The following is a 9575-nucleotide window of genomic DNA, read 5'->3' on the forward strand; positions in this document are numbered from 1 at the left end:
GTGGAGGTTGCAGGCAGGCGGCCTATGGCAGTATGGGAAGGGCAGGATCAGCCGGGGATGGGACGCGTGACGCCGAAGGAACAGAAGGCCGAGCTTCGAAACCGGAAGCTGGCATTGCGGGATGCGATGCCCGTGCAGGAACGGATCGAGGCGAGCCTCGCAATGGCGGAGCATGCCGGCGACATCATCGCCTTCGAGCCGGGCGCCGTCATTTCCGGCTTCTCGCCGATCCGGTCGGAGGCCGACATCCGGCCGCTGATGGCGCGGCTTGCCGAGCGCGGCGCGCGGCTGTGCCTGCCGGTCGTGCTCGACCGCGAGCGGATCATCTTCCGCGAACTCCTGCGCGGCGCGCCGCTGGTCAAGACGGGCTTCGGCACGACGGGACCGGGGCCGGAGGCGGAAGAGCTCGACCCGGAAATCCTGCTGGTTCCGCTTTCGGCCTTCGATGCCGGCGGCCACCGCATCGGCTATGGCGCAGGGCATTACGACCGCGCGATCGGCCGGTTGCGCGCCAAGGGATTGACGCCGCGACTGATCGGCATCGCCTTCGATTGCCAGGAGGTATCGGCCGTGCCGGCGGAGGCGCACGACGTGGCGCTCGATGCGATTTTGACCGAGACCGGCTTTCGCATATTCAAGGAACAAGGTGGACAGGGCTGATGCGGTTTCTCTTTCTCGGTGACATGGTGGGCAAGAGCGGGCGGACCGCTGTCTGGGAACGGCTGCCGGGGCTGATTTCCGACCTCAAGCTCGATTTCGTCGTGGTCAACGGCGAGAACGCCGCCGGCGGGTTCGGCATCACCGAGGAGATCTTCCAGGAGACGATCAACGCCGGCGCCGACGTCGTGACCACGGGCAACCACGTCTGGGACCAGAAGGAGGCGGTGACCTTCGCCGGCCGGCACGACCAGTTCCTGCGACCGGCGAACTATCCGGCCGGCACGCCGGGGCGCGGGTCGAACCTGTTCTTTGCCCGCAACGGCGCGCGCGTTCTGGTGGCCAACATCATGGGACGGGTCTTCATGCATCCCGAACTGGACGATCCCTTCACCACCGGCGAGGCGATCCTCGCCTCCTGCCCGCTCGGCGAGCAGGCGGATGCGATCATCTTCGACTTCCATGCCGAGGCCACCAGCGAGAAGCAGTGCTTCGGCCATTTCGTCGACGGCCGCGCCAGCCTCGTCGTCGGCACGCATACGCATGTGCCCACCGCCGATTGCCAGATCCTGAATGGCGGTACCGGCTACATGTCGGATGCCGGCATGTGCGGCGACTACGACAGTTCGCTCGGCATGGACAAGGAGGAGCCGCTCAACCGCTTCATCTCCAAGATGCCCAAGGGCCGCTTCGAAGCGGCGAGCGGGCCTGCGACGATCTGCGGGCTGGGCGTGGAGATTTCCGACAGGACGGGGCTGGCGGAAAAGATCGCGCCGCTGCGGCTCGGACCGCGCCTGCAGGAGACCATCCCCAGCTTCTGGGGATGACCGATTTCCCGCAAGGATTGTTTTTGCGTTGATCTACAGCTTCGGCATGATTTTGGTATTGCGATTTAAAGTGATACAGAAATCATGCAGATCGTCTATGATGAGCGCAAACGCCGGTCGAACATCGAAAAGCACGGATATGACTTCGCGGACCTGACGCCCGACTTCTTTGCGCGTTCGACGATCGTGCCGGTACAACGTGGGCGCCTGATGGCGATCGGGGTGTTGCACCGCGGGGTTATTGCCGTCGTTTTCGTAACGTTGGGTACACAGGGGCTTTCAATCATCTCCATGCGCCCCGCGAGCCGGAAGGAAAGGAGCGCCCATGGCTACGCCTAGACTGCACATTCCGCCTCTGACCGACGAGGAAGAAGCCGAGATCCAACGCCAGATTGCCTCCGACCCCGACAATCCGGAGGCGACGGAGGAGGAACTGGCGAACGCCCGGCCTTTCGCCGAGGTTTTCCCCGAACTGGCGGAGAGCATCCGGCGATCGCGCGGCCGGCCGGCCGTGCCGCGGCCGAAGCAGCAGGTCTCGCTGCGCCTCGATCCGGAGGTCATCGAGAAGTTCAAGGCGACCGGGAAAGGCTGGCAGGCGCGCATCAACGAGGTGCTGAAGCGCGCCAAGGTCTAGCGACAAAAGAGCGTGTCGCGTCAGCTCGCCCACTGGCGGCGGATTTCGTCCGGTGTGTCGCCGAACACGACGTGGGTGCGCACGCCGACATGCGGCTCCTCGTCGGGATTGAAGTTGGCCTTGGCGATCTCCCAGCCGAACTTGAGGCTGTTGCCGGTCGAGGCCCAGATCGCCGCATCGTCCAGCCGCAGCGCCAGCATGGTCAACATCGGATCGTGCTTGCCGTGGTCGTACCAGGCCTCGACGATCGAGTTCCAGTATTCATCGATCTTCGCCGGATTCTTCTCCACGGTGATGCGGCCGACGAGGCAGGCGTGATAGTCGTGATCCTTGCCGACGACGCAGAAATGGGCCCTTGCGCCCTGGCCGATCGCTTCCACCAGATCGGTTTCGGTCTTGGTGAAGAACCAGATCGTCGCCGCCCGCCGGTCGAGATGCGGGGCCATCGGCTGCATGTGCATGCGGTCGTTTTCCAGTCCAAGCATGCCGGCCTGGATCCGGTCGATCTCGTCGTAGAGCTGATCCTTGGGGTGTATTCGGGCTTCCGCCAGATTTGCCATGGCTGTCGTCCTTTCTCGTATCGGTCCATGCAGGCCAAACGTCTCGCCCCGACGGTTGTTCCGGCACGGGGCTGACGGGATTGTGAATGCGGCAGGCGAGGTTGCTCTCGACCGTGTGAGGCCGCGTTGGCATAGTTCCGGCGTTCATCGAACGGAGCCGCCGCCCATGCAGTCCATTCGGTTCTCGCTTCTCGTCCTGCCGCTCGTTCTGCTCCTGCCGGGATTGTCGCCGGCGCAGGCGCAGGAGACGGCAAAACCGGCCAGCCAGTGCCAGATGATCGCGCAGGCCCTGCCCGGGGCCATCCTTGCGAGCCTTGCATCGCCGGCTTTGGAACTGGCACAGGCGCAGGCCGACGGAACGGTCAGGATCACCTATATCGGGCACTCGACCTTCTTCATCGAGACGCCGGGCGGCATCAGGATCGCGACGGACTACAATGGCTGGTACAAGCCGCCGTCTCTGCCGACGGTGGTGACGATGAACAAGGCGCATTCCAGCCACTATACGCTTTCGCCCGAGCCCGGCATCGAGCATGTGCTGCACGGCTGGCGGGACGATGGCGCGCCGGCCGACCACGACGTCGTCGCCGGCGACGCCTACATCCGCAACGTGCCGACGGATATCCGCAGTTGGGGCGGGGCGATGGAGCAGAACGGCAACTCGATCTTTATCTTCGAGATCGCGGGGCTCTGCATCGGTCATCTCGGTCATCTGCACCATGAACTGACGGAAAAGCAGTATGCCGAGATCGGCCGGCTGGATATCCTGATGGTGCCGGTCGACGGCGGGCTGACGATGGGGGCGGAGAGCATGAGCCGCGTGGTCGAGCGGCTTCGCTCCGCACTGATCCTGCCCATGCACCGGCGCGGTCCGCCGATCGACCGTTTCCTGTTGATGTTCGACGAGGATTTCGCGGTATCCTTCGCCGATACGGAAAGCGTCGAAGTGTCGATCCGCTCGCTGCCGCGACAACCGACGATCCTCGTTCTCAAGGGCGTGTGAGCTGTGCTCTTCGGAGCCATTGCTCCGTTGCACCATCGTGCGATGCAGATTTTGCCGCCCCTGCTGGACGCAGGGCGACAATAAAACTATAACGCGCCCAATTTCCAAAATCGGAGCTCGCCTGGCCGGACTGGACGCGGACGGGTTCGCTCCCGAACCGAAGACAGCGCGCGGCCGTTCCCAACGGATGAGACATTGCCGTCGCGCCCAACAGCTTAAGGGGTGCCATGGCAGGCCATTCACAGTTCAAGAACATCATGCATCGCAAGGGCCGCCAGGATGCCGTGCGGTCGAAAATGTTCTCCAAGCTCGCACGCGAAATCACCGTCGCCGCCAAGGCCGGCATGCCCGACCCGGCGATGAACCCGCGCCTGCGCCTGGCGATCCAGAACGCCAAGGCGCAGTCCATGCCGAAGGACAATATCGACCGCGCCGTCAAGAAAGCTTCCGGCGGAGACGCGGAGAACTACGAGGAAATCCGCTACGAGGGCTACGGCCCGGGCGGCGTCGCCGTCATCGTCGAGGCGCTGACCGACAACCGCAACCGCACCGCATCCTCCGTCCGCTCGACCTTCACCAAGGCCGGCGGCGCGCTGGGCGAGACCGGCTCGGTCTCCTTCTCCTTCGACCGGGTCGGGGAGATCACCTACAAGCTTGCGGCCGGTGACGCCGACGCGGTGATGGACGCTGCGATCGAGGCGGGTGCCGACGACGTCGAGACCGACGACGAGGTCCACACCATCTATTGTGCCTTCGAGAACATCGGCGAGGTCTCCAAGGCGCTGGAATCGACGCTTGGCGAAGCCGAGACCGTCAAGGCGATCTGGAAGGCACAGAACACGGTGCCGGTCGACGAGGAGAAGGCGCAGTCGCTGATGAAGCTCATCGACACGTTGGAAGACGACGACGACGTGCAGAACGTCTACTCGAACTTCGAAGTTTCCGACGAGGTGATGGCGAAGCTCTCGGCCTGATCGCCGAAGGTCATCCGGAATGGTAAAGGGCCCGTGCCTTGACGGCACGGGCCCATTTTCATGTGGACGTCAGGGCCACACTTGGCCCCATTGGCCGCCGAGCCTAGGCCGACAGCGCCCGCTGCGCCTCGGCAAAGAGGCGCACGGATTTGAGCCGGGCCTCCATGTCGTAGACGGGCATCGAGACGATGAACTCGTCCGCCCCGGTCTGCTCGAGGAAGGCGGCAATCCTGTCCCTGACGGTCTGCGGCCCGCCGACCACCGCATATTGCAGCGTGTGCTCGACCATGATCTTCTCATGCTCGCTCCAGAAGGCGTCCATGCTTTCGACCGGTGGCGGGAAGACGGTCGGGGCGCCGCGGCGCAGCGAGACGAAGGATTGCTGCATGGAGGTGAAGAGGCGGGCGGCCTCGGCGTCGGTATCGGCCGCCACGCCCATGGCGCCCACCATCACATGCGGCTTTTCCAAATATTGCGACGGGGTGAAGCGCTCCCGATAGATCTCGAGCGCCGACAGCAGCATGTCGGGCGCGAAATGCGAGGCGAAGGCGAAGGGCAGGCCGAGCATGCCGGCGAGATGGGCGGAATAGTGGCTGGAGCCCAGCAGCCATACGGGCACGTTGCTGTCCGCACCGGGCACGGCGACGATCTGCTGGTTCGGCTGCAGCGGCCCCATCAGCGCCATCAGGTCGACCACGTCCTGGGGGAAGTTGTTGGCGGAGGTCTCGAGATTGCGGCGAAGGGCGCGGGCGGTGTTCATGTCGGTGCCCGGCGCACGGCCGAGACCCAGGTCGATGCGGCCGGGGAAGAGCGCCTCCAGCGTGCCGAACTGCTCGGCGATTACGAGCGGCGAATGGTTCGGCAGCATTATGCCGCCGGAGCCGACGCGGATCGTCTCCGTCCCCGCCGCGACGTGCTGGATGACGAGAGAGGTCGCTGCACTGGCGATGCCGCGCATGCCGTGGTGTTCGGCCAGCCAGAAGCGGCGGTAGCCCTCCCGTTCGGCCTCCTGTGCCAGGCGCCTGGAATTGGCGAGCGACTGGGCGACGGTGCCGCCTTCGACGACCGGAGAGAGATCGAGGATCGAAAAGGGCACCATGGCGGACCTCTGCATGAATGGATTTGAATGCCCCTGCATGTAGGTTCAATTTCCTGAAATCCAAGACGGGCCGCCGGCGATGCCGGGCGGCCTTGTGGATGTTTTTGTTTTGTTCACATTTCGCTGGCAGGGTCGCTGCATCGGGAATAGGGTTCGACCATGCAGGGCACGATTCGCATCATCGGCATCGATCCGGGGCTTCGCCGCACCGGCTGGGGCATCATCGAGACGCTCGGAAATTCGCTGCGGTTCGTGGCCTCGGGGACGGTGACGTCGGATGGCGAGATGGATCTCGCCTCGCGCCTCTGCCAGCTCCATGACGGTCTGGCGGAGGTCGTTCATTCCTACCGGCCGGACGAGGCGGCGGTGGAGCAGACCTTCGTCAACAAGGATGCGACGGCGACGCTGAAACTCGGACAGGCGCGCGGCATCGCCATGCTGGTGCCGGCGCGGGCGGGCCTGCGGGTCGCCGAGTATGCGCCGAACGCGGTGAAGAAGGCGGTGATCGGCGTCGGCCACGGCGAGAAGCAGCAGATCCACATGATGCTGAAGGTGCTGATGCCGAAGGCCGAGTTCAAGGGCAACGACGCGGCCGACGCGCTGGCGATCGCCATCTGCCACGCCCACAACCGCCAGAGCCTGGCCGGTCGGCTGGCGGCGCTGGCGGGGTAGTTTGTTCTTGACTTGTTCCGGGAGAGGCGATAGGTAATACCTTGGAGGTATTACTGTGCGCGTAACGGAAAAAGGCCAGGTGACGATCCCGAAGAATATCCGCGACCGTTTGAACATCGGTCCCGGATCGGAGGTGGATTTTGTCACCGACGACAAAGGGGCACGGTTGATCGTCGTCTCCGGCGGCAAGGCGGCTGAGCCTGACGATTTTGAAGCCTGGATCAAAAGCCGATCCGGCACGTTCGATACCGGCGGCATGACGGCGGACGAGTATATGGAGTGGCTTCGGGGACCGCGTGATGACTTCGGTTCTGATTGACACGAATATCATCATCGATGTGTTCGGACCGGAAACACCATTCAAGGAATGGTCATCGCAGGCGATCATCACACTGAAGCGGGACGCGCAACTCATTCTGTCGCCGATCGTATGGGCGGAGCTTGCCGGCCTGATGTCGAGCGAGGACGCGCTTGCGCAAACGCTGGCGCGCCTCGGCCCGGTTCGCGAAGCCTTGCCTTTTTCCGCTGCATACCAGGCGGGCATGGCACAACTGCGCTATCGCAGAGCGGGCGGGCAACGCGAGCGGACCCTGCCAGATTTCCTGATCGGCGCTCATGCGGCCTTGCGCTCGCACCGCCTGCTGACCCGTGACGCGGCGCGCTACCGCACCTATTTCCCGACACTCGACATCATCTCACCCGAAACTCATCCCTGACGGATCCTTTCATGATCGGCAAACTCAAAGGCACCATTGACGAGATCGGCGAGGATCATGTCGTGCTCGACGTGCACGGCGTTGGCTACGTCGCCTTCTGCTCGGCGCGGACGCTGTCGAAGCTCGGCTCGGCGGGCGAGGCGGCGGTGCTGTTCATCGAGACCTATGTGCGCGAGGACCAGTTGAGGCTGTTCGGCTTCCTGACGGGGCTGGAGCGCGAATGGTTCCGGCTGCTGCAGAGCGTGCAGGGGGTCGGTTCGAAGGTGGCGCTGGCGGTGCTGTCGACGCTGACGCCGGGGGAGCTTGCCAATGCGATTGCGCTGCAGGACAAGACCTCGGTCTCGCGGGCGCCGGGTGTCGGCCCGAAGGTCGCGGTGCGCATCGTCACCGAATTGAAGAACAAGGCGCCTGCCTTTGCCGGCGATGCGGGAGCTGCGATCGGGCTGAAACAGGAGATCGGTGAGGGCGTGGCGTCGGCGCCGGTGGCCGATGCCGTCTCGGCGCTGACCAATCTCGGCTATTCGCGCGACCAGGCGGCCAATGCCGTCGCCGCGGCGCTGAAGAACGGCGGCGAGGGCGCCGACAGCGCAAAGCTCATCCGGCTGGGGTTGAAGGAGCTGGCGCGATGATTCCTTGTTTCCAGTGCCATTCCTTACTATGATGCTATTTGTAAGGAGTGCGCATCATGGGTGTCTATGACAGTACCTTGACCTCGAAGGGGCAGACGACCATTCCGGCCGAGATCCGCGAGGCGCTGAACCTCAAGCCGGGCGACAAGATCCGCTACGTCGTCAGCGGCGACAGGGTCTATCTGCGGGTGAAGAATGTTCGACTGGCCGATCTGGCCGGGGCGTTGGGGAAACCGCCGAATGGCGCCAGTTTGTCCATCGACGAAATCGATGACGCGATTATGGATGCGGTGGCAGAGGACGACGCGCGCATTGTCCGTGAATGGCACGACGGTTCAAAATGATCGGTATAGACACGAACGTGCTGTTGCGTTTTCTCGTCGATGACGACGTGGCGCAGAACGACAGGGCGCGACGGTTCATGGCGGAGCGCACCGAAGACGACCCTGTCTATCTGAGCGCAGTCGTCCTGGCTGAGACAGTGTGGGTGCTGCGGCGGAGACTGGGCTACTCACAGAGGCAAATTACGGAGATGCTGCGCCAGCTTCTCGTGTCCGTCGAAGTGGTCGTCGAGTACGCCGGGGAGTTGGAGGTGACGTTGCTTGAGACGGAGGCGACGATTTCCGACCTAGCCGATTGTCTCGTCGCATGGGCGGCGCTCAAGGCAGGCTGCAGCAAAGTGGTAACGTTTGATCGCAAAGCAGCAAGGGCGATCCCCGGAATGGAACTTCTCTCATGACCGATGCCGCCCGACTGATCACCCCGGACAAGCGCGGCGAGGACGTGGACACGACGCTGCGGCCGCAGACGCTGGACGACTTTACCGGCCAGGCGGAGGCGCGCGCCAACCTGAAGATCTTCATCGAAGCGGCGAAGAACCGCGGCGAGGCGCTGGATCACGTCCTGTTCGTCGGCCCGCCCGGCCTCGGCAAGACGACGCTGGCACAGATCATGGCCAAGGAACTGGGGGTCAATTTCCGCTCCACGTCCGGCCCGGTGATCGCCAAGGCCGGCGATCTCGCAGCGCTCCTCACCAATCTGGAAGAGCGCGACGTGCTGTTCATCGACGAGATCCACCGGCTCAATCCGGCGGTCGAGGAAATCCTCTATCCGGCGATGGAGGATTTCCAGCTCGACCTGATCATCGGCGAGGGGCCCGCGGCACGCTCGGTCAAGATCGACCTGTCGAAATTCACCCTCGTCGCGGCGACGACCCGCCTCGGCCTGCTGACCACGCCGCTGCGCGACCGTTTCGGCATCCCGGTGCGGCTGAATTTCTACACGGTGGAGGAACTGGAATCGATCGTGCGGCGCGGTGCGCGGCTGATGGGGCTCGGCATGACCGACGACGGCGCGCGCGAGATCGCCCGCCGCGCCCGCGGCACGCCGCGCATCGCGGGCCGGCTCTTGCGGCGCGTGCGCGATTTCGCCGAAGTCGCCCGCGCCGATGCCGTCACCAGCGAGATCGCCGACGAGGCGCTGACGCGGCTGCTCGTCGACAATATGGGGCTCGACCAGCTCGACCGTCGCTACCTCTCGATGATCGCGCATAATTTCGGCGGAGGGCCGGTGGGGATCGAGACGATCGCGGCGGGGCTGTCGGAGCCGCGCGATGCGATCGAGGACATCATCGAGCCCTACATGATCCAGCAGGGCTTCATCCAGCGCACGCCGCGCGGGCGCGTCTTGACGGCGAACGCCTGGAAGCACCTCGGCCTGCAGCCGCCGAAGGATCTCGAGGCGTCGCAGTTCCGGCTGTTCTCGGAAGACGATTGAGGACCGGCTGCGGTGGATGCCATGCGTT

General features: G+C 64.3%; 15 protein-coding genes. 13 read left to right on the forward strand and 2 right to left on the reverse strand.

The features are described 5' to 3' along the window. Positions 1 to 24: 24 nt before the first annotated feature. The 4 genes from LQK81_RS13965 to LQK81_RS13980 all read left to right on the forward strand — a co-directional run bounded on the left by LQK81_RS13965 (position 25) and on the right by LQK81_RS13980 (position 2118). A complete protein-coding gene (locus tag LQK81_RS13965; protein ID WP_269064931.1) occupies positions 25 to 660 on the forward strand; it encodes a 5-formyltetrahydrofolate cyclo-ligase in 636 nt (211 codons plus the stop codon). Beyond that, positions 660 to 1484 (forward strand): TIGR00282 family metallophosphoesterase, encoded by an 825-nt coding sequence (locus LQK81_RS13970; RefSeq protein WP_230806959.1) that lies wholly within the window; start codon positions 660 to 662, stop codon positions 1482 to 1484. The genes LQK81_RS13965 and LQK81_RS13970 overlap by 1 nt, the downstream gene beginning before the upstream one ends. 84 nt (positions 1485 to 1568) lie before the next feature. Then, complete coding sequence (locus LQK81_RS13975) at positions 1569 to 1823, forward strand: BrnT family toxin (RefSeq protein ID WP_230806960.1); 255 nt, start codon at positions 1569 to 1571, stop codon at positions 1821 to 1823. Then, positions 1810 to 2118 carry a BrnA antitoxin family protein gene (locus LQK81_RS13980; RefSeq protein WP_230806961.1) on the forward strand — a complete coding sequence of 103 codons (309 nt, stop codon included), beginning with the start codon at positions 1810 to 1812 and terminating at the stop codon, positions 2116 to 2118. The genes LQK81_RS13975 and LQK81_RS13980 overlap by 14 nt, the downstream gene beginning before the upstream one ends. 20 nt (positions 2119 to 2138) lie before the next feature. Here LQK81_RS13980 and LQK81_RS13985 read toward each other — a convergent pair whose 3' ends face one another. Further along, complete coding sequence (locus tag LQK81_RS13985) at positions 2139 to 2678, reverse strand: pyridoxamine 5'-phosphate oxidase family protein (protein WP_230806962.1); 540 nt, start codon at positions 2676 to 2678, stop codon at positions 2139 to 2141. 166 nt (positions 2679 to 2844) lie between these two features. Here LQK81_RS13985 and LQK81_RS13990 point away from each other — a divergent pair, with 166 nt between their 5' ends. Together LQK81_RS13990 and LQK81_RS13995 are read left to right on the forward strand one after the other, a co-directional pair. Further along, positions 2845 to 3681 carry an MBL fold metallo-hydrolase gene (locus tag LQK81_RS13990; protein ID WP_230806963.1) on the forward strand — a complete coding sequence of 279 codons (837 nt, stop codon included), beginning with the start codon at positions 2845 to 2847 and terminating at the stop codon, positions 3679 to 3681. Between the two features lie 227 nt (positions 3682 to 3908). Continuing rightward, positions 3909 to 4655, forward strand: coding sequence for a YebC/PmpR family DNA-binding transcriptional regulator (locus tag LQK81_RS13995; RefSeq protein WP_230806964.1), 747 nt, complete (start codon positions 3909 to 3911; stop codon positions 4653 to 4655). 103 nt (positions 4656 to 4758) lie between these two features. On the opposite strand, the gene LQK81_RS14000 is transcribed toward LQK81_RS13995, so the two are convergent. Then, complete coding sequence (locus LQK81_RS14000; RefSeq protein WP_230806965.1) at positions 4759 to 5754, reverse strand: LLM class flavin-dependent oxidoreductase; 996 nt, start codon at positions 5752 to 5754, stop codon at positions 4759 to 4761. Between the two features lie 159 nt (positions 5755 to 5913). Here LQK81_RS14000 and ruvC point away from each other — a divergent pair, with 159 nt between their 5' ends. Genes ruvC through ruvB form a run of 7 tightly spaced genes read left to right on the forward strand, consistent with a single transcriptional unit; the run spans position 5914 to position 9547 of the window. Continuing rightward, positions 5914 to 6426: a crossover junction endodeoxyribonuclease RuvC gene (gene ruvC, locus LQK81_RS14005; RefSeq protein ID WP_230806966.1), complete on the forward strand. Its 513-nt coding sequence runs from the start codon at positions 5914 to 5916 to the stop codon at positions 6424 to 6426. A gap of 55 nt (positions 6427 to 6481) precedes the next feature. After that, positions 6482 to 6745 carry an AbrB/MazE/SpoVT family DNA-binding domain-containing protein gene (locus LQK81_RS14010; protein ID WP_230806967.1) on the forward strand — a complete coding sequence of 88 codons (264 nt, stop codon included), beginning with the start codon at positions 6482 to 6484 and terminating at the stop codon, positions 6743 to 6745. Then, positions 6726 to 7142: a type II toxin-antitoxin system VapC family toxin gene (locus LQK81_RS14015; RefSeq protein ID WP_230806968.1), complete on the forward strand. Its 417-nt coding sequence runs from the start codon at positions 6726 to 6728 to the stop codon at positions 7140 to 7142. Before LQK81_RS14010 ends, LQK81_RS14015 begins: the two co-directional genes overlap by 20 nt. An 11-nt stretch (positions 7143 to 7153) precedes the next feature. Then, positions 7154 to 7771, forward strand: a complete 618-nt coding sequence (gene ruvA, locus LQK81_RS14020; RefSeq protein WP_230806969.1) for a Holliday junction branch migration protein RuvA — start codon at positions 7154 to 7156, stop codon at positions 7769 to 7771. 56 nt (positions 7772 to 7827) lie between these two features. After that, the gene (locus LQK81_RS14025; protein WP_183804461.1) at positions 7828 to 8115 is read left to right on the forward strand and encodes an AbrB/MazE/SpoVT family DNA-binding domain-containing protein; all 288 of its coding nucleotides are present in this window, start codon (positions 7828 to 7830) and stop codon (positions 8113 to 8115) included. Then, positions 8112 to 8510, forward strand: a complete 399-nt coding sequence (locus LQK81_RS14030; RefSeq protein WP_183804458.1) for a PIN domain-containing protein — start codon at positions 8112 to 8114, stop codon at positions 8508 to 8510. Before LQK81_RS14025 ends, LQK81_RS14030 begins: the two co-directional genes overlap by 4 nt. Continuing rightward, a complete protein-coding gene (gene ruvB / locus LQK81_RS14035; protein ID WP_230806970.1) occupies positions 8507 to 9547 on the forward strand; it encodes a Holliday junction branch migration DNA helicase RuvB in 1041 nt (346 codons plus the stop codon). The genes LQK81_RS14030 and ruvB overlap by 4 nt, the downstream gene beginning before the upstream one ends. Positions 9548 to 9575 lie beyond the last annotated feature (28 nt).

The organism is Rhizobium sp. GN54 (assembly GCF_021026345.1).
In the GTDB taxonomy this organism is placed as follows: domain Bacteria; phylum Pseudomonadota; class Alphaproteobacteria; order Rhizobiales; family Rhizobiaceae; genus Mycoplana.

Coding starts and splice junctions, on each gene's coding strand:
- LQK81_RS13965 (WP_269064931.1), top strand. CDS start 25: ATGGCAGTATGGGAAGGGCAGGATCAGCCGGGGATGGGACGCGTGACG.
- LQK81_RS13970 (WP_230806959.1), top strand. CDS start 660: ATGCGGTTTCTCTTTCTCGGTGACATGGTGGGCAAGAGCGGGCGGACC.
- LQK81_RS13975 (WP_230806960.1), top strand. CDS start 1,569: ATGCAGATCGTCTATGATGAGCGCAAACGCCGGTCGAACATCGAAAAG.
- LQK81_RS13980 (WP_230806961.1), top strand. CDS start 1,810: ATGGCTACGCCTAGACTGCACATTCCGCCTCTGACCGACGAGGAAGAA.
- LQK81_RS13985 (WP_230806962.1), bottom strand. CDS start 2,678: ATGGCAAATCTGGCGGAAGCCCGAATACACCCCAAGGATCAGCTCTAC.
- LQK81_RS13990 (WP_230806963.1), top strand. CDS start 2,845: ATGCAGTCCATTCGGTTCTCGCTTCTCGTCCTGCCGCTCGTTCTGCTC.
- LQK81_RS13995 (WP_230806964.1), top strand. CDS start 3,909: ATGGCAGGCCATTCACAGTTCAAGAACATCATGCATCGCAAGGGCCGC.
- LQK81_RS14000 (WP_230806965.1), bottom strand. CDS start 5,754: ATGGTGCCCTTTTCGATCCTCGATCTCTCTCCGGTCGTCGAAGGCGGC.
- ruvC (WP_230806966.1), top strand. CDS start 5,914: ATGCAGGGCACGATTCGCATCATCGGCATCGATCCGGGGCTTCGCCGC.
- LQK81_RS14015 (WP_230806968.1), top strand. CDS start 6,726: ATGACTTCGGTTCTGATTGACACGAATATCATCATCGATGTGTTCGGA.
- ruvA (WP_230806969.1), top strand. CDS start 7,154: ATGATCGGCAAACTCAAAGGCACCATTGACGAGATCGGCGAGGATCAT.
- LQK81_RS14025 (WP_183804461.1), top strand. CDS start 7,828: ATGGGTGTCTATGACAGTACCTTGACCTCGAAGGGGCAGACGACCATT.
- LQK81_RS14030 (WP_183804458.1), top strand. CDS start 8,112: ATGATCGGTATAGACACGAACGTGCTGTTGCGTTTTCTCGTCGATGAC.
- ruvB (WP_230806970.1), top strand. CDS start 8,507: ATGACCGATGCCGCCCGACTGATCACCCCGGACAAGCGCGGCGAGGAC.